At 42.3% G+C, this 19,840-nt stretch carries 12 protein-coding genes; 4 read left to right on the top strand and 8 right to left on the bottom strand.

Going from position 1 to position 19,840, the window contains the following annotated elements:
* Positions 1-20: 20 nt before the first annotated feature.
* From GMJ66_RS13855 to GMJ66_RS13830, 6 genes are all read right to left on the bottom strand, one after another.
* Positions 21-755: a glycerophosphodiester phosphodiesterase gene (locus GMJ66_RS13855; protein WP_156290917.1), complete on the bottom strand. Its 735-nt coding sequence runs from the start codon at positions 753-755 to the stop codon at positions 21-23.
* A 253-nt stretch (positions 756-1,008) separates the two neighbouring features.
* A complete protein-coding gene (locus GMJ66_RS13850; protein WP_156290916.1) occupies positions 1,009-1,170 on the bottom strand; it encodes a hypothetical protein in 162 nt (53 codons plus the stop codon).
* A gap of 23 nt (positions 1,171-1,193) precedes the next feature.
* On the bottom strand, positions 1,194-2,732 hold the full coding sequence (locus tag GMJ66_RS13845; RefSeq protein ID WP_156290915.1) for a choice-of-anchor I family protein: 1,539 nt from the start codon (positions 2,730-2,732) through the stop codon (positions 1,194-1,196).
* 845 nt (positions 2,733-3,577) lie between these two features.
* Positions 3,578-6,052, bottom strand: coding sequence for a tetratricopeptide repeat protein (locus GMJ66_RS13840; protein WP_156290914.1), 2,475 nt, complete (start codon positions 6,050-6,052; stop codon positions 3,578-3,580).
* Positions 6,053-6,226: 174 nt separating this feature from the next.
* A complete protein-coding gene (locus tag GMJ66_RS13835) occupies positions 6,227-9,343 on the bottom strand; it encodes a S8 family serine peptidase (protein ID WP_156290913.1) in 3,117 nt (1,038 codons plus the stop codon).
* A gap of 852 nt (positions 9,344-10,195) precedes the next feature.
* On the bottom strand, positions 10,196-11,284 hold the full coding sequence (locus GMJ66_RS13830) for a glycosyltransferase family 4 protein (RefSeq protein ID WP_156290912.1): 1,089 nt from the start codon (positions 11,282-11,284) through the stop codon (positions 10,196-10,198).
* A 192-nt stretch (positions 11,285-11,476) separates the two neighbouring features.
* On the opposite strand from GMJ66_RS13830, the gene GMJ66_RS13825 reads away from it, so the two are divergent.
* The 4 genes from GMJ66_RS13825 to zwf all read left to right on the top strand — a co-directional run bounded on the left by GMJ66_RS13825 (position 11,477) and on the right by zwf (position 15,017).
* Complete coding sequence (locus GMJ66_RS13825; RefSeq protein ID WP_156290911.1) at positions 11,477-11,878, top strand: hypothetical protein; 402 nt, start codon at positions 11,477-11,479, stop codon at positions 11,876-11,878.
* 319 nt (positions 11,879-12,197) lie between these two features.
* Positions 12,198-12,938, top strand: coding sequence for a threonine/serine exporter family protein (locus tag GMJ66_RS13820; RefSeq protein ID WP_156290910.1), 741 nt, complete (start codon positions 12,198-12,200; stop codon positions 12,936-12,938).
* A gap of 18 nt (positions 12,939-12,956) precedes the next feature.
* On the top strand, positions 12,957-13,394 hold the full coding sequence (locus tag GMJ66_RS13815; protein ID WP_156290909.1) for a threonine/serine exporter family protein: 438 nt from the start codon (positions 12,957-12,959) through the stop codon (positions 13,392-13,394).
* 147 nt (positions 13,395-13,541) lie between these two features.
* Positions 13,542-15,017, top strand: coding sequence for a glucose-6-phosphate dehydrogenase (gene zwf, locus GMJ66_RS13810; RefSeq protein ID WP_156290908.1), 1,476 nt, complete (start codon positions 13,542-13,544; stop codon positions 15,015-15,017).
* Positions 15,018-15,187: 170 nt separating this feature from the next.
* Here the strand turns inward: zwf and GMJ66_RS13805 are convergent, their stop codons facing one another.
* A complete protein-coding gene (locus GMJ66_RS13805; protein ID WP_156290907.1) occupies positions 15,188-16,228 on the bottom strand; it encodes a nuclease-related domain-containing protein in 1,041 nt (346 codons plus the stop codon).
* A gap of 546 nt (positions 16,229-16,774) precedes the next feature.
* The gene (locus GMJ66_RS13800) at positions 16,775-19,840 is read right to left on the bottom strand and encodes an efflux RND transporter permease subunit (RefSeq protein WP_156290906.1); all 3,066 of its coding nucleotides are present in this window, start codon (positions 19,838-19,840) and stop codon (positions 16,775-16,777) included.

The raw sequence follows: 19,840 nt of genomic DNA, 5'->3' as shown, positions 1-19,840 counted from the left end.
TTGAGGAGAATATCTTTCATTTACATTCCTGCCAAATTTACATTTCCATTTTCGCTTAAATCATCATAAATCCATTTATACTTCTCCAACTCATCTGTAGTGATTAGGATGGATGGAATTTGGCTCACCTTTCTCATCTGTTCCACCGAATTAACCGTCCATACAATCAGCTTCAATCCCAGCTCTTCACATGCTCGAATATGCTTTTCCTTCAGTGCTGCGTATCTCACTGCAAAATACTCCGCACCGATTTCTTGGATAAGTCGGAAGTGTGATCGAAACACTTTATTTACTAATAGACCTATTTTGATATCCTTTGAAATCCTCCTCATTTTTGCCAGTGCTTTATGATGGAAGGAGATAATATACACTTGCTCTAACATATTGACTTTCTGTATTACTTCATAAACTTGTTCTTCCAGCCCGTTATAAAGGTTCGTATTTTTCAATTCAATGGAGACGATGATCTTATCTTTCGCGAGTAGCAATGCCTCTTCTAACGTCGGGATTTTTTCATAGTTATGGATGGTCATCTGCTTCAATTCATCGACGGTATAGTCGCGTATTTCCCCCTTGCCATCGGTCATTCGGTCCACCGTATGATCATGCATGACAACTGGAACGCCATCTTTACTTAAGTGAACATCCATTTCCATATGGGTAAAACCTAAGTCAATCGCAGCCTGAAACGCGGACATCGTATTCTCCGGATACTTGGCAGAATACCCGCGATGTGCAATCCCTCTTGTTTTCATGAAATACCCCTTTCCGGACTGTCATCGTTGCCTTACTATTCAGTATAGATGAAGTTTATTAAATTCTGGTTACCTTAGGTTGAAGTATATGTAAAAAAACAGGCTGACTGTTGAAAGATATTAAATCCTTTCACCGAGCCAGCTTGTCCGCTTTTAAGCAATTCGGATATATGTCGTTTTTCTTTTGGATAGAAATGCTGCTAATACGATTGGGAATGAGATTAAATAAATGTATTTTCTGTTCATGATCTTATCACCTATTCTTATTAAAGCTTTGATTATCATTCTGCTCTTTTACCGGGCCTGTAATATCTTTTCCGTTAAACTCATACACCGCAACGGTTCCGGAAACTTCATGGGTTGCTGCAAGCATGGCTTTTTTCGTAGGGCTTTCCTCAGCTGGAATAAATTGCAATCCTTCTGGTGAAACATCCCCAACTACATCTTCGGTAAAGTCCCGGCTCGAGATGAGTGAGGCGAATTCTGGTTCTGTTGGATTGGAAAGGTCATAAACCAAGATCCCGCTGAACCGCTCGAGTGCAATGAATGCATATGGAGTTCCCTCCACTTTTCCATAAACAACGGTTTCTGGTTCCGGTCCTTTCGAATCGCTTCGGCCGTCAAATTTGAGTTCATCATTATCCGTGTTAAAATGCTCTGGCAGTGCTTCTGCAACAATTTGCTCGAAGTCACTTCCACTATCAAAAACGAGTTCCATCGTTTCCGCATCGAAAAGCTCCGTGCGCCGTATGTGTGGAGAGATTTATAGACACCATCCTCGTTTTGCCCGTTTTCAAGGGTGATGTTCGTTCCTCCTAAACGCTCCAGCAAACCGTTTTCTACCGCTTCATCCAACTCTTCCTGGGTATAGCCTGCATAATGGTCAGCATTTAATTGGATTTGATCGATGATATCTCTAACTTTCGCTTCCTCTGAATACCCATCATAGTCCCGGGCATCTCCTTCATTCGGTGTCAGGATATACATTCTTCCATCCGCTCCTTGGAACGTATCAACCGCATCTGGCATGTAGTATCCGAGAAGTGGCTGTTTTTCAATTTTCATTTCATTGTTGTCGATGGCATCCAGTTCATTTCCCGTGAGTGAGTGATCTTTTACGCCAAGCCCTTTAACATGTAGAATTTCTTCATTTTCCAGGTCCACTGTTGCAATGGCATTGTTTTCCTGAAGGGCAACATACGCCGTTTTACTGTCTTCGGAAACAGCAACGTATTCAGGTTCTAATTGCTGTTGGGTCGTCCCTTTTGAGCTGATACGAACATTCTCATCAAGTGGCACTCCATCAAAGTTCAAGGTTTTCACTTCATATTCTGCTGGATTTCCGGTTATATCAATAATCGAGATGGTTCCCTCTGGGTCAACAGAATAATCCTCACTCGGCTCGCCTTCATTAGCCACGATTGCTTTCGTTCCGTCCGGTGTAAATGTGACCATATCCGGCAGGGCTCCTACTTGATTATGTGTGAGATATTCCCCGTCTTTCGTTGCGAAAACGATATACCCAGGATCTGTTTTTGGATCACTGACAGCTGATATGGCAATGACGTCTTTCGTCGGGTGGGATGCAATGCTTGTAATGTCGTCTACTTCCTCTATTCCAAAATCAGCTAGATACACACGCTGTTTCGAGTCCACTTGTGTATATTTTCCGGATTTGAGATCACGAAATGATAGAATATCAACAGCTGCCTCTTCCCCGTTCGTGATAAATGCCCTTTGGAGTTCAGCATCATAGGCCATAATTTCCGTTCCACCTTCACCTACTCCACTATCATACTGGGCAACCTGTGTCACCTTAAGATTTTGGCTTGCGTCATCATTCTGATACTGGAACAACGGTGGCTTGTCCTCGAATTTCGGGATTTCCGGTTTTTCCGCCAGAACATTAAATGGTTGCCCCGCTAATAGAATCGTAGCAGCCGCAACCCCTGTAAACACTTTCTTTTTCATCTTCATATACAGTCCCTCCCTATTATTTCTACTATTATTTAGTATAAAAGTTGGGTGTAAATAGGATGGTGAATTTTTGTAATTTTGCGGTTAAGATTTTTGGGTCTTTGGGAGTAGGATGAAGGTTGTGTGTGGGGATGACTGAATTATGGGGCGGAAGGGCTGAATTTTGCGCGTGAAGGCTGATTTATCGGCGGGAGCGCTGAATTATTCGTGCGAAGGCTGAATTATCGGTACGACCGCTGATTTATTCGTGCGAAGGCTGAATTATCCGTCCGAGCGCTGAATTATTCGTGTGAAGGCTGAATTATCGCTGGGAGTGCCGAATTATCCGCGCGAAGGCTGAATTTTCGGCACGAGTGCTGAATTATTCGTGCGAAGGCTTAATTATCGGCACGACCGCTGATTTATGCGTGCGAAGGCTGAATTATCGGCACGAGCGCTGATTTATCGTACGAAGGCTGAATTATCCACGCGAGCGCTGAATTATTCGTGTGAAGGCTGAATTATCGCTGGGAGCGCTGAATTATCCGCGCGAAGGCTGAATTATCGGCACGACCGCTGAATTATCCGCGCGAAGGCTGAATTATCGGCGGGAGCGCTGAATTATCCGCGCGAAGGCTGAATTATGCACTCGCTCGATTTGACGGGTTGTCGCTCGATTCCTCGGCGTGGTCGCTCGACTTTCGGATGAGCTCGCTCGATTTCTGCCCATTCTCGTACGTTTTCCGCGCATACCCGCTCGATTTCTCGTCGTACTCGCGGCGATTCCCAGGCAGCGCACACTCCTCCAACTTTTAACAAGGCCTTTCCTAGAAGGAGCCTCCTACGAGAATCCCTCTATTAAGCATTTATAAATAAGCCAAAGGCAACACCGCTAACTCCCCTCGTCCCAGCTCCTCTATCAATTCTACCTCTCTCCGGTAATTCAGTCGTTCTGCTTCCTCCTGCCAATAGTGAATGGGCTCCTTTGTTTCTATGTCGGCACCTTTCAAATAGCAGCGCTCCAACCCTATATTTCCAATAATTAAGCCCCATTTTAATCCGAGCTCCTTATAAATCGACAAGGTCTCCTGCCACTTCTGAGCCGCTTCCTGGTAAGCGCCTTTTTGGAAAAGCATTTCTGCATAGGTGGAGTGAATATGGCCAATCCAGCCTTTAATGCCGACTTTCTTAATCATTTCCATTGCTTTATCGAGCAACTCCTCAGCAATATCAAATTTACCTTCCATTCGATAAACATCAGCAAGCGTACACACTAAGATAGATTCGTAGCGTTCATAGCCGCCTGCCTGGGCGATTTTGATTCCTTTTTCGCAGAACTCCTTCGCCCATTTAAGATGTCCATTAATTTTCAGGACATCTACATATTTACGAAGTGCTCGGCAATGGTAGTTTAATTGATTATGTTTTTCTGCATAGCGAATGGATGTAACGAGCCATTTCCGGCTGAGCTGTAAATCACCGGATAATACGCCCAGGTTTCCACCGATCATAAATAACAATTCATTGTATTCGTTTGGCCAGTTTTTTGTAGCTAACTCCGGTTCCAGGTTTAAAAGCTCTGCTATTAACCCATCTACTGGCTTAGAGAACATTTGATGATGCACTTTTCGTACGGCCAAATGAGCAGACTCTGGTGATGCGAGAATCTCTTTTGTGCTTAAGTCCTCTAAGTATTCATCAATAATGGAAATAGCTGCATCATACTCGCCATTTAAATGAACCATATCCACTAAAATTTGTGTGAGACCGATTCCTAATGCTTTAGCACCGAGTTCTGCATGGAGATCTCCAAGTGTTTCCCTTAAGAAGCGTGACTCCCCGCGCAGCTGAAGTTTTCTTAACATTTCCAAACAATCGATTGCCAGCCAGTCCACGAACTCCTGCTGGTCGAGAGCTGCTTTTTTATGGAAAATATACTCGGCAAAGGCCTGCATTTCTTTTCCCTTACTCACTCCGGATTCTCTATATACCTCAAATTTTCCGCGGTAATACGCAGCCACTGTCTCATGAACCATCTGGACCAAATCATCACTTGTATACGCAAGCATTCCTTGGCGCATGAGTGAATGAATAAAGAGTTTACCGAACTCCTTCGTGATAAAGGAAAATTTATTAAAATCATCATATTTCGTGATGGAGTAGCCAGTCGGGTGTTTCGTTAATAAATGCTCAAACACATCTCTATTGTAAAATCTTGGAATAGACATGATTTTCAATGTCTCTATTTCATAATCCGTCAAATATTGCAGGAATCGATCCAGGATTTCGCGCTGGTTGGAACCAAATCGGTCCACGTCCATTGTTTCTCCGCGATTTTTCATTTCGAAATAGGTATCGACCGATAAGTCCAAATGATATGGATAACCACCACTGGAATCAATCATCTTATCGCGGATTGCTTTTTCCTCGATACCGCAATGTTCAAGAAAGGATGCCGCATCTTCGTAACCGAGATTTTCAATCATGTGATGATGAATTATTTCTTTCCAATCGGCATCGTATTTTTCCCATTCCAAATACTCCCGCCCGCAAATCACAAACAGTACATTCGGAAGGGAACCGATTAAGTCACGAACCCACTTATCCTTCGTGTGGACAGTTGTCTTATTGCTTAATCCGGACCATAGTGCTTCAAATGTATCCAGGAAAATGATTGTACTTGGGATGTGGTGTTTAGCAATTGCTTTTTGCAAATCATAAGCAAAAAAGGCTATAAGCTGTTCTTCAATTTCCTGGACGCTGTTGTTTTCCAGTTCTTTGAGATAGGACTTTACTTCTTTATCGAGACTCCAGTTTTTCTTTGAGTCATAAATTTTCCCAACGATCCCTGACACCGTTCCAGCAATCCCCATTCCATCCAGTGTCGATACAATGGTGCCCATAATATCCAGTTCCTTCTCGAATGGTAGCTTCTTTTCATTATAGGAAATGTCTGGGTTCCGTTTGTAAAAGTAAATCGAATAGGCAATCTCAAAATGGGGAAATTTGATTTTTTGCTCGGCCCTCACTTCACGTACAAGCTCAAGCAATGCACGTGCAGGATGGTGAAAGGTAGTATCTTTCAGGTCGATGGAAGTGTAAACTGCATTGGGCTCCGCTTCCTTCAGCTCTAGCTTTAACTGCTTCATCAGGCTGGACTTTCCTATCCCGCCTACACCGTAGTACATGAGGACATCATATGCTTGGTCCTCCGTTCGCTGCTTCATGTCGTTAAGCTTTTCAAAAAAGGCTTTCCGTGGCAATTCACGGTCCGTGAATTTTTTCGTTGTAATGTATTGACGGTTCTGTCGGCCGATTTGGAATTTGGGTTGAATTGGCATGGGGACGCTCCTCTGTTATGGTATGTGTATGTTTATTATAGAGGATTTTTGTTGTTATCACTACATACTTGCAGTAAAAAAATCCTACTCCCAAAGATTAACGAAACACCAATCTCAATCCACCCTATCCAAAAAAACAAGCTGGCACTCCTGCGAGCACCAGCCTTCCATTACCTAATTTCCCTTTTTCTTACCATGTGCCTTCCCTTTTGGCCCCATCACAACTTCCTCTGTAACGTTACCAGCAAAGTCAACAGCTATCACTTCCACCACCTGATTTGGTTGAATATCTGTTAATTCATAAGTGGTTTCATCGATAATTGGTTCACCGTCTGTTACCGATTCACCATCAACATGTACATACCATTCCGCAATTCCGCTTCCAGCTTCATCTGCAACTTCCAATACTACTTCACGCGCACCACGGTTGATATCCGCTTCGACTTCTGGCGCTTCTGTATCTAATAGAATCGGGAGTTCGAATGTTTGTGATTCGGCACCTTCAAAGTCGATGACCGCTTCGACTTGTAAATAATATTGTCCTTCAGGGGCAGGTTTACCGTCAATCGTACCGCCCCATGCCCATTCTGGAGACAATTTATAAAAAGTTCCATAGCCACTGTCATAGTAATCTTTAGGTAAGTAGGACTCCGTAGCCAAGGTTTCTACTACATTACCATTTTCATCTAACACATGGAAGTTCGCTTCTTTGGCATTTCTTAAGAATGATAGAATCAGTAGCGCATCATCCTGGGTTCCATCGCCATTTGGTGAGAAGGCGATTTTTTCAGGATTATAGCCTTCTGTTGCTACATCATATCCCAAGTATCCATAGCCATCGTCACCAAGAGATGTAACCACACCAGTCATCCCGTAATAGCTCATTGGATCCCACATTGGTGTATCAATAATTGGTGCCGCGTCCCATTCTCCTTTGAAGCCTGCAAATGGAACTGTTAATTGTGGGTTCGTATCAGTTGAGTCCGTTAACGTGACAAAACCATCTAACCAATAACCATTTTCAAAGTAATTGGTTAGCGACTCATCCCATTCACTCACATCCAATGTTACTTTAAAGGTTGCTTGTCCGTTTGCTGGAACTTCCACTGTACTTACAGCCTCACCATTTACCGTTGCAACTCCGTCTAATTCCAATGCAGGGAATAAATTCGGAGCACTTACGATAATTCCAGCGTTAACTGGTGTATCTGTCTGCGCATTTGCTTCCACTTCATAGGTTACTGCTTCGTCTGTGAAGTTTTCCGCTGTTAATTCAAAGCTTACTTCATTTTCCGTTACTTCCTTCAATGCGACTTTCGCTTCTCCAGTTTCCGATTCCGTTACCACTACTGGTGTCGAAAGTGCGCTGTGCAATTGCATTAAACCAGCACCTTGACGACGTGGAGATACATTTACTCCACCAAATTCTACTGGCTCGGATGTGTTCATTAATAGATTTTTCGTAAGTAGTACACGTTCTGCACCAGTATAGCCAAATTCCTCATCTACACGTTCCAGCACTAATGCACCACCACCTGATACATGTGGGGCTGCCATTGACGTACCGCTCATTAAACCGTATTCGTCATTATTTAATGTTGATAAAATTTGTCCGCCTGGTGCAGTAATTTCTGGTTTGAAATCAAGATTTGGTGTTAATCCCCAAGAACTGAAATCACTCATCTCACCAGCCGCTGGATTTGGAATACTCGTCATGTTCCCATTAAATTCAATGGTAACAGCCTGTCCACTTGCAGCCGCATCTGCAAGACGATTGCCGTCCGCTTTTGCCAAGAACAATTGCGGAATCACGATGTCAGGACTCGTTGCCATGTTGATCATTCCATCTTCATTGTTATAAATAATCACACCTGCCGCTCCAGCATCTTGTGCGTTTAATGTTTTATCAACAAAGGAAATTTCCCCGCGCTGGATCAGTGCATATTTTCCTTCGACATCTTTTCCTTCAAAATCTTCCGGATATCCAAGCCCTGCTTCGACCACTTCAAATTCTTTTTGCGCGACATCATTCGGATGTACACTGCCTGCAGATAAGAAACCAGCAGTTCCTGATTCTCCATCGATAGAATATTCTAGCGCGTCCACATCCATATAGGAATTTTCAAAAGATGCTACCTGCAAAGAATCATAGGCAACCCCAGGTGATCCGGATACCCCATAATCAGGATTGGATGCATATGGATAGAAATAGCCATCACCGAATAAGGCAGAGTTTCCTCCAGAAATGGACATTAATACACCATTATCCACTGCCCGGGATACAGCTTGCTGTTCTGGTGACTCTGGATTAACAAAGCCGGCTGTCGAACCAAGACTCATGTTCAATACGTCCGCACCTAATTTAATTGCGTCATCAATTGCTTTAATGTACACATCCCCATAGGTGTACGGAACTTCTGGATCATTTCCGAAAACTTTCAACGCCAATAATTGCGCTTCTGGTGCCACCCCTTGGATACCACCATTTTCCTCATCCCCATTGGCTGCCACTGTACCACCTACGTGCATGCCGTGGTTTGAGCCAGGATAATTTTCATATATAATATGGTCTTTATCCATATAGTTGTAACCATAAGGAATTTTTTCCGTGTAGTACAGCCCAGGAAGGTCTTCCTCAGCAATGATTTCATTGACTTCCTCTTCCGTTAGTTCCGCAGTGGTGTTATCGGAAAGGACCATATCTCTGTGGCTGGGATCGTTACCGGAGTCAATAATTCCAACGACCATCCCTTCCCCTTTAAATTCATAATCACGCCAAGCTGCCTGTGCTTCCACCAATTCCTTACTGTATCTCATGTCTGGCTCTTCTTCAGGGCGTTCATATTGGTTGGAAATATAGACACCTTTTACTTCTGGAATGGACTCAATTTCCTGCAGATCACCCTGTCTTACTTCTGCACTAAACCCATTTACAACTGCCGTATATTCATTGAAAAATTTGGCATTAATATTTTTTTCTTTCATCTTATTTTTTACATTATTTTGCTTGCCTTTCGCAGCGTTCTCCAGACGCTTTTTCTCCCCTTGGGAAAGTTCATCATATTTCACGCCACGTTTTGTCGCCTCTTCAATTGGAGCTTCTCCATCTAACTCAACGATGATCCTAACCTCTTTGTTCGGATCCACCGTTTTTTCTAGGTTGTCAATCGATAGTTGATCTTTGGTTGCTGATAATTCTGGTACATCGATAGTTTGTGCGCTTGCTGTAAATGAAAAATGACTGAATGCTAATACAATTGCTGCTAATATAACTGTGATTCGTTTCAGCATGCTTCTCCCCCTCTTTTTGCTAGTTTACTAGATTCCAACCTATAAGAGCCCCTTCCCTATCGTTTTTCTGAGACTTAATATTCAGATATATTCATTTTAAAGAAGATTAGAAACACGAAGAAGTGCTAAAAGTCCTAGGATATTTGATGCGGTTTTTCTGCTGGAATCGACAAATTTAAATTGGAGTTGGAATGCGTCTTATAGGTATATAGAACTACATTTAAAAGAATAAGGAGAGTAAATGAATTGATAAAAAGGATGTTTGAATTACTTAGAGAAAAGCCTCCGTTCCGATCAACCATCTAAATAGTGGTTAGTTATGCAGAGAATGTAGTTAGCCCAGGAAGATAAAAGCACAATACTAGCGTAGTGTATTTTCGGAGCGGTATGAAATGCATGCAGAATCTATGTCAAATTTTGTATCTACTGCGCGTTCAACTCGTTGATTCAGTATTCAACTCATTAATTCAGCTTTCAGTTCGTTAATTCAGCTTTCAACTCTTTAATTCAGCTTTCAACTCTTTAATTCAGCTTTCAACTCTTTAATTCAGCTTTCAACTCTTTAATTCAGCTTTCAGCTCATTAATTCAGCTTTCAGCTCGTTAATTCAGCTTTCAGCTCGTTAATTCAGCTTTCAGCTCGTTAATTCAGCTTTCATATCGTTAATTCAGCATTCATCCTGAAATCAGCATTCATTCCCATAATTCAGCTTTCCTCTCATTTAAGAGGCTGGTCATGACTAAGATACTCAGTTGTATAGGCGAAAGGATTTCACGATAATGGAGATTATAAAAGGATCTTTTCATAAGTTTTGTTGTTTTTTTAACCTCGCAGTAGAATTGGAAGGAAAGGTCATCCCCTTTCCTCCTCCCCACGTTTCATTTTCCGAAACACTTTCCTACATGTATCAATAACCGGCCTTTTTCCGTCCAGTACAATTCCTGCAACTTCTGCAAATAAGTGCAGGAGCAGTAATACAAATACTGTAACAATTAAAAGTGCAGATAAACCTACATTTGAAAATAGAATGGCTAGTGCCCCAAATAACGCGCTGAATGCATAAATGATAAGAACGGTTTGCCGATGTGTGAATCCAGCTTCAAGGAGCCGGTAATGGATATGCTTGTTATCTGGCTGCATAATTTTTTCTTTATTTTTCGCCCGCCGGTAAATAGCAAACAGTGTATCAAATATTGGTACGGCAAGCACGATAATGGGAATAATGAAACTAAAAAATGCGACTTCCTTAAACAATCCGAGAATCGATACGACGGCAATCATGAATCCTAAAAAATTCGAACCGCTATCTCCCATATAAATCTTCGCAGGGTAAAAATTATGAAATAAAAATCCGAGGTTTGCCCCAATTAAAACTATGGAAAGATATGCAACGATAATCTGTCCGTCCATGATTGACATAATAAAGATACTAGTTAAGGCAATGCTTGTCACTCCAGTGGCCAGTCCGTCCAGGCCATCAATAAGATTGATGGCATTCGTTATTCCGACAATCCAAAGCAATGTAATTGGTACACTAAAAAAACCGAGCTCTATCGCCCCAATTAAAGGAACGGTTAACCGCTCAATAATTAATCCGGAGCTTACGACAAGGGAGGCAGCGATTAACTGTCCGGTTAATTTTGCAATCGGTGTGATGCTGTATTTGTCATCCAACGCTCCGGTAAGCAAAATAATAATCGCCCCGAGCAGAATTTCCAGCAGAAGCTCATGATTCGGTTGTAAATACAATGCTCCTAAAAAGGAACCTGCAAAAATGGCCAGTCCCCCCAGCCTTGGTGTTACCACTTTATGGATTTTACGATGATTGGGAAAATCGACTGCACCGATTTTCCCAGCTAATTTTTTAACTGGATACGTTAATAATAATGATGCTAAAAACGCAATGATTAATGCGATAAATAAGTCGACATAATTTAACATAATATTCTCCTAATGTTGGTATGTCTTAGGCTTAGTCTAACCTTTTCATTTTAAATTATAGCGAATAATGACGATTCGTACCAACTGTTAAGTAGTGAATGTGCGGAAGTAAATTTACAAAATCTTATAAAAAGAATTATTTCCAAGTGGGTCGAGCTATGATATCTTATCACTGAAGGGGGGAAGAAAACAATGCCATACATACCGGTAGTTGCAGCAGTGATTGCTGTAGCTGGAATTTTATTTGCTTTTAAAAGCAATATCGACAAAATAAAACAGGAACCAGATAAGCTTGAAAAATACCAAACAAAATTATTTATCGGCGCAGCTATTAGTGAGGCGATTCCTATTATTTTGATTATTTATGGGTTTTCTGCGATGGAAACCGTTGCATTACTCACTGAACTTTACGTACCAATGACAATTGTTATCGCACTGATTGTATTTTCAATGATTTATATTTTTCTGCAAACACGGTTGGATGTGGATGAAGAGTTGAAACCGGCGATAAGAAGCTTTGGAATAATCGGGCTTGGACTAGTAAATGCCATTCCTATTATCTCATTAGTGATGCTATTTCTAATGGTTCCTTAGTTTGGAGTTTGGAACAGCCTTTGCTAAATTGGAGTGGGGGCTGTTTATGTTTCGTGGGGCTGACGTTCAGTTTTAGAATGATGGGCTGTGGACTCAAGGGAAATGTTTTTCAAATCATTCTTTGCCCGTTTTTCCGGCAATCATATTGCTTCTATGTTCCCCCACCCTTTCCTCCTGCTCATCCCCGACCCTTCTACTCAAAACGCAGTGGGACCGCCATCGCTGCCGACTCACATGAATGGGACTGTTTCCCTTTCATTCCGTCTCAAGTCCATATATAATAAGTCTAGATCTTAATGATTGGCAGGCGGGTATGTTTATGGAAAAAGTAATGATTGAAAAGGTGTGTATGCTGGCTGGGAAAATTATGTTAGTCAGTGGAGCAGAGACTTACAGAGTGGAAGATACGATGAATCGAATTGCGGCTGCTTTCGGGGCGGTAAACGCACAGAGCTATGCGACGCCGACTGCGATTAACTTTTCCATTGACTTACCATCAGAGACCAAGTTTTTACGAATTACGAAACGGTCCACGGCCGATTTACATAAAATTGCCGCGGTGAACAGCATCTCCCGTAAAATCACAGCAGGAGAGCTGGATCTACAAAATGCCTTCCTCCAGCTAAAGAATGTTGAAAAGGATAAAGCGTATCCGCCCTGGCTGCAAATTATAGCTGCGGCTTTAGTCAGTGGATCTTTTGCCATTATGTTTGGTGGTGTATGGGAAGATTTTCTGCCAGCGATGCTTGCAGGTGGTCTCGGATTTGCAGGAATGCTTGGGATGGAGCGTTTCCTTGATATCCGCTTTTTGGCTGAATTTTTTGGAGGGTTTGTGATTGGGATAACGTCCTCCTTCTTTTTAAGCTTCGGATTTGGTGCATCCATGGACATGGTGATCATCGGTGCGGTGATGCCACTAGTACCAGGGCTGCTTATCACGAATGCGGTCCGGGATTTGATGGCAGGTCATTTGGTTGCCGGGATTTCCAAAGGGACGGAAGCACTGTTAACAGCATTTGCCATTGGTGCAGGTGTGGCTACTATTTTTGGATTTATGTAAGGGCAGGAGGATGAATGGATGATCATCATTGCACAGCTTGTTACGAGCTTCGTAGCTTCAGCGGGTTTCGGAATTCTGTTTAACGTGCCAAGGAGTGCGCTTGTACAAAGTGGCCTTGTTGGGATGTTCGGCTGGATTTTATATTATGTACTCGTAGATGCTGGGATGGATGTTGTTCCGGCTACGGTTTTTGGGGCGATGCTCGTTTCCGTACTTAGTTATACAAGCGCAAAAATTTATAAGAAGCCGATTATCGTTTACACGGTTTCCGGAATCATCCCACTTGTACCTGGAGGAATTGCGTATAATGCCATGCACCAGTTTGTGGAAAACAACTATGATGTTGCCGTGCAATTGTCCGCACAGGTCATGCTGCTTGCTGGTGGGATTGCGATTGGGCTGATGTTCTCCGAAGTGGTGAATCAGATTATAAGGCGAATGTTTATGAGGCGGTAATGTTTAAAATAACCACTTGCATTACAGTCATCCGGCACACTATTCAGAATAAACTTTTAATTCGATACTAGCTCCCATTATTTGATATAAACTATTCTTTTACTTAATATAGACTATATATATTCGTTTGAAATTGGGGGATCCAACATGAATGAAAATGTACAACCGAAAGTCGTTTTTGTAATATTTGGGGCAACTGGGGATTTAGCGAAACGTAAATTGTTCCCTTCGATTTATAACCTGTATAAAAAAGGCAAACTGAGTAAGAATTTTGCTGTAGTAGGATTAGCGCGTAGACCATGGACAGATGACGTATTGCGCGAAAATGTGGAAGACTCCATTCGAAATGCAACCTCAACGGAAGAGGATTTACAGGATTTTTCATCACATTTTTACTATCAATCGTTTGATGTAACCGATGATTCTACATATGACGGATTAAATAAATTAATTGTTGACCTGGAAGGACAGTACCAAACAGAAGGAAATCGCCTGTTCTATTTAGCGATGGCACCGAATTTCTTCGGATTAATCGCGAAAAAGCTGAAAGAATACGGGTTAAAGGAATCAAGCGGTTGGACACGCCTGATTATCGAAAAACCGTTTGGACATAATTTAGAATCTGCTAAAGAGCTGAACAATGAAATTCGCGAAGCATTCGATGAAAAGCAAATTTATCGGATTGACCACTATCTCGGAAAAGAAATGGTGCAAAACATTGAAGTAATTCGCTTTGCCAACGGGATTTTCGAGCATTTGTGGAATAATCAGTTTATCTCCAACATCCAAGTTACCGCTAGTGAAACACTTGGTGTGGAGGACCGGGCCCGTTATTATGATGAATCGGGAGCAGCGCGGGACATGCTGCAAAACCATATTTTGCAAATGGTAGCCTTGCTTCTCATGGAGCCACCAATTAAATTAACGACCGATGAAATTCGCTCGGAAAAAATTAAAGTATTGCGTGCTTTACGCAAGTATGAGCCGCAAAATATTTATAAATACTTTGCGCGTGGTCAATACGGGTCGGGCGAGGTGAATGGGGAAGGTTTACCAAGTTACCGCGAAGAAGCAGAGGAACTCGCTTTCTCCAATACCGAAACCTTTGTTGCCGGAAAGCTAATTGTCGATAACTACCGCTGGACCGGTGTTCCAATCTACGTCCGTACTGGTAAACGAATGGCAGAAAAAAGCATTAAAATTGTCATCCAATTTAAGGACATTCCGATGAATCTTTACTACAAAACAGATAAGGAGCGTCACCCAAATCTATTATGCATTAACATTCAACCAGATGCAGGGATCACCCTTACTGTTAATGGCAATAAGGATGGTTCGGGATCACTTGCAGAGCCTATTCAATTGTCCTACAACCATAATGACGTTCCTGGTATTAATACACCAGAAGCATATGAAAAATTATTGTATGATTGCACAATCGGTGATGCAACCAACTTTACCCACTGGGATGAAGTGGCATTATCCTGGGAGTTCGTTGATCCGATCCTGGAATACTGGGCATCCAAGCGTCCAGATTTTCCTAATTATAAATCCGGTTCAATGGGGCCAAAAGCAGCAGATGAATTGCTGGAGAAAGATGGATTTCGTTGGTGGGACGTGTAAGGTTTAATTTAGAATGATTGAGTAACGAGTAACACCATACACAGGGAGGCTGTGTGTGGTGTTTTATTTTGGGGCAGGCGGTTTATTTCAGCATTTATTTCGGTAATTCAGCTTTCATTTCAAGTATTTCAGCTTTCTCCCGCCATACTCTAGACGTCAGCAAACAAAGGCTACAACCATTTCTTTATTTCGTCTTTATTCCACTTTAATTTATACTTTTTCCCTTTTGTTTTACCTTCTTGAAATTCACTCTCGCGCTGAAGAATCATTTTTGTTACATTCGGGGAAGGAAGGAGCAGGAATTCTCTTGCTCCCTGATTTGAAATCGTTCTGCCAAAAAACACGATATAATCTGCCAGAGCTGGTCTATGTGCGTGTGCCGAATAATGAGAACAGGCATTACAAAACCATTTCCTTTCTTGCCTAACCATTGGCAAAGCGCCACATGATGGGCAAAACACTCCTTTCACCAAATCATTAGGGGTGATGTTGTATTTTTCGAATAGGTTAATTTTTCGGGGGCAATGAGAGAGATCCAAATGTTTTGCTAGTTCGGAAAGTTGATTCCTAGTATAAAAATCCTTAGTGAACTGCTTTTCTATTTCCTCGATTCTAAAGATTAAATCGCTGTTATGAATCACTTCGTACGGAATTGTATCTTGAGGATTTTTTCGTTCAATGATGGTTTGTGGAAAGCTTATTACAACAAGGTATACAATGGGGATGTCGGGGAAATTATGGTTCCGAAGCCATCGTTTCAGACGGAGTACCTGAGTTTTGGCTTGAGGGATGGGGTTCTTGTAACCTTCTTCACTCCCATCTGGACCTATGCGGGTAACTTGTCCATTCGTGCCAAATAGTATTTTTCCTTTCCAATTTTTCACCTCTACAACCAGAAGAAACTGCTTAGCCAATACTAATGAATCAATTTGAAAGTACTTTTTAAATCCGTCTTTTAATCTCAAGTTATGCATAATCAAATACTTTTTCTGATCCAATAAACTTAGTGTATACTCAATTTCCTTTTCACCGATTATCTCTGCATACTTAATTTTAAGATCTGCCATTACCTTCTCTTTCATTGGATGATGCGGAATTAATCGATTCGCCATCGCCTTTGCCGCCCAAATTTCATGCGTCTTATCACGTTTATTCACATTACTACTAATAAAAATCACTCCTTTATCTAGGTTAATAATTAAATACGACACAATATAAAAATATCCTCTTTTTTTGTATGATTTTGTCAAATAATTTTATTTGGTGTGGAATCAATGGGGGGGAGCACCAATCTTTAAACCATTTATGCTTGAATATTTGAAAGCTACTTTAGGGAATTCAGTATTCAGCACATTAATTCAGCGTTCATTTCATTATTTCAGCTTTCATCTCGTTAATTCAGCCTTCACCCCATTATTTAAGCTTTCATCTCATTAATTCAGCTTTCATCTTTTTAATTCAGCTTTCATCTCATTAATTCAGCTTTCATCTCATTAATTCAGCCTCCCTCACAATATTTCAGCTTTCATCCCATTATTTCAGCTTTCATTCCATTATTTCAGCGTTCATTCCATTATTTCAGCGTTCATTCCATTATTTCAGCATTCATCCCATTATTTCACCTTCATCCCATTATTTCACCTTCATCCCATTATTTCAGCCCTCAACCCCACTTCTCACTCCGCCCACCCCAACGCCTCCACCGAAAAAGCCCCCACCCAATAGGGTGAGGACTCCTAAACAAACCAACTATTAAATTATACTTTCTTCTTATTTCTCCGCATAATTTTTGCAGTCAAATCATCAAACATGGTGTAGATGACCGGTACAAAGAACAACGTAAACAAGGTGGAGGCGCTAAGTCCGAATATGATAGTAACAGCGAGTGGTTGCTGCATTTCGGCACCTTCACCGAGTGCAAGGCCTAGTGGGACCATGGCTAGCACGGTGGTTAAGGTGGTCATCAGGATTGGCCGCAGCCTGTTTCGTCCCGCTTCGATAATGGCTGCTTTTCGATCCATCCCTTGCTTGCGTAGGATATTGATATAATCCACGAGTACGATCGAGTTGTTTACGACGATACCGGCGAGCATGATGATCCCGATAAATCCTGGAATGCTCAAAGGGATGCCGGTTACGAATAGCCCGAGAATGACCCCGATCACCGTTGTCGGTAATGCAAACATGATAATGAACGGGAATAGGAAGTTTTCAAATTGGATTGCCATGACGGCATACACCAGGAAGATCGAGAACAAGAGTGCCAGTGCGAGATCTTCGAAGGATTCCGCCATATCTTCTGCTTGGCCGCCCATGGAATAGCTATATCCTTCTGGTATGTTAATCGCATCTAGCTTTGCTTCGACATCTGATACAACACTCGCAAGGTCTCTGCCAGTGATGTCACTGGTAACATTCATCTGCGGCTGCTGATTTTCCCTGAGTAAGCTGGCTGGTGCTTGGGATTCTGCAAATGTCGCAACTTCCTCTAATGGAATCATGGCACCTGTCTGTGTTTGAATTTTCATGTTTTCCATATCACTGATGCTTGAGCGCTGATCCTCTGGATAGATGATTGTTACGTCGATTTCCTGGCCAGCTTCCCGATATCTTGTTGCAATTTGCCCATTAAACTGCATTTGGACTTGGGAAGTGACCTGCGACTGTGTTAAACCATACATGGCGGCTTTGTCCTCATTCACTTTTATTTCCATTTGTGGAATGCCTTCTGACGCTGCTGATGTTGGATTAAATACACCATCGACTGTGGAGATTTCCGCAACCACTTCCTTGGATAGCTCATTCAATACTTCATGTTCCGGACCGTTCAGCATAATCTGAATCGGGTCGCCCGTGCTTATGCCAGCATCCATGGCAGCTGCCGTAATTTCTGCACCAGCAATTTTTTGAAAAGCTTCATCCATTTCCTGAACGATTTCTGTTGTGGACTGATTGCGTTCACCAGCTGGAATGAGTTGTAATGTGTATGATGCACCACCATCACTATTTCCGCCCATCATAACATCTGAACTGTTTATCGTTACATAATTCACTTCAATCAAATCACTGTAATCTTCCAACACTTCATTTACTTGTTCGACAATTTCATAGGTGTACGCAAATGTTGACCCAGGTTCTGTTTCTACTGTAATCGTAGCCTGGCCCTGGTCAGATGCCGGAATGAATTCTGCACCAATTGCAGGAATCAGTGCCAGACTGCCGATTATCATCGCCACCACTGCAAATACTGTTGTTTTTCGGTATTTCACGACTCGTTTTAATGCCTTGCTGTATTTGTCTCTTAACCAGTCAAGAAAACGATCAAACCAGTAGCGACGGCCACTTTCGACAAACGTCTCTGATAGTAGTTTCGATGAAAGCATTGGCACTAATGTAACGGCCACCACAAGGGAAGCAATCAATGAAAAGGCAACTGCCATCCCGAGTGGCATGAACATATCTGCAGTAATTCCTTCGACAAACACCATCGGCAAAAAGACTACCAATGTCGTTGTCGTCGATGCAATAACCGCTGGTGCAAGTTCAGATGCTCCCTTAATAGCGGAACCCTTCAGACTGTGCCCGCGTTTTCGGTATGAGTAAATATTTTCCAAAATAACAATCGAGCTGTCCACCATCATCCCGATCCCTAAAGCTAAACCACCGAGTGTGAGAACATTCAATGTTTGCCCACTAAAATACATCAGCGCAAATGTGGAAATCAGCGCAATCGGAATCGATAAGCCGATAATGATGGTCGCACGGAAACTTTTCAGAAATAACAGCAGGATAAAGAATGCAATCACACCGCCGATTACAATATTTTCGAGAACGGAATCAATCGACATTTCGATGAATTCGGACGTATCAATCAGTACTTCCAAATCCACATCGCTCCCAAGCTCTGCCTGAATGCTGTCCATGCTGTCCTGAATGATTGTTGCGACATCGACTGTGTTGGCGTCGGTTTGCTTCATGACCGAAAGTACGAGCGATTCTTTCCCGTTTACCAAAGAGGCAGAGCTTGCCTGTTTAAATCCATCCTTTACTTCTGCCACGTCTTCTACACGAACCGTTGCACCCGTTTCGGTTTGAATAACGGTTTGGCCAATTTCGTCAATCGACTCAAATTCGCCGGTTACGCGCAGCTGCAAGTCCTGATTTCCTCGGTCAACCGTTCCAACAGATGCGGATTGATTCGTTTCACTCAGCACTTGAATGAGCGTTTGTGCGGATACCCCGTATTGCTGTAATTTTGCCGGGTCCACCTCAAGCTGAATTTCGCGAGTTTTAGCCCCTTCAACAGTTACCGATGCTACGCCTGCCTGCCTTTCAAAAAACGGGACAATCTGATCATCGGATAATTCCGTTAGTGTAGCTGCATCTTTGCCGGTAACACCAATGTACATGATAGGCATGGCATCCGGGCTAAATCTTAGAATACTAGGATCACCAGCCTGTTCTGGAAGCATACCTTTAACCTGGTCCACTTTTTCCCGGACATCGAGCAATGCCTGGTCAAGGTCGGTTCCGTTTTTAAACATCATGACAACTAGTGATGATCCGGACTGGGATTGGGATTGAATCGTATTAATCCCTTCAATCGTACTGACCGCAGATTCAATCGGCCGGGAAATTAAATTTTCTACATCCTCTGGTGCAGCTTCCTCATAACTCGTTGCCACTACAGCAATTGATAAATCGATTTCCGGAAATAGATCGACTGCCAAATTTCGTACGGACACAATGCCCAGTGCTACGATGGCAAGCACGATCATAATAACACCAACAGGACGTCTGACAGATGTTTTTACAAGCTTCAA

It is taken from the genome of Oceanobacillus salinisoli, assembly GCF_009733865.1.
Classification (GTDB): domain Bacteria; phylum Bacillota; class Bacilli; order Bacillales; family Amphibacillaceae; genus Oceanobacillus; species Oceanobacillus salinisoli.
This window is presented reverse-complemented; position numbering and strand designations above follow the sequence as displayed.

Coding starts and splice junctions, on each gene's coding strand:
- GMJ66_RS13855 (WP_156290917.1), bottom strand. CDS start 755: ATGAAAACAAGAGGGATTGCACATCGCGGGTATTCTGCCAAGTATCCG.
- GMJ66_RS13845 (WP_156290915.1), bottom strand. CDS start 2,732: ATGAAGATGAAAAAGAAAGTGTTTACAGGGGTTGCGGCTGCTACGATT.
- GMJ66_RS13840 (WP_156290914.1), bottom strand. CDS start 6,052: ATGCCAATTCAACCCAAATTCCAAATCGGCCGACAGAACCGTCAATAC.
- GMJ66_RS13835 (WP_156290913.1), bottom strand. CDS start 9,343: ATGCTGAAACGAATCACAGTTATATTAGCAGCAATTGTATTAGCATTC.
- GMJ66_RS13830 (WP_156290912.1), bottom strand. CDS start 11,284: ATGTTAAATTATGTCGACTTATTTATCGCATTAATCATTGCGTTTTTA.
- GMJ66_RS13825 (WP_156290911.1), top strand. CDS start 11,477: ATGCCATACATACCGGTAGTTGCAGCAGTGATTGCTGTAGCTGGAATT.
- GMJ66_RS13820 (WP_156290910.1), top strand. CDS start 12,198: ATGGAAAAAGTAATGATTGAAAAGGTGTGTATGCTGGCTGGGAAAATT.
- GMJ66_RS13815 (WP_156290909.1), top strand. CDS start 12,957: ATGATCATCATTGCACAGCTTGTTACGAGCTTCGTAGCTTCAGCGGGT.
- zwf (WP_156290908.1), top strand. CDS start 13,542: ATGAATGAAAATGTACAACCGAAAGTCGTTTTTGTAATATTTGGGGCA.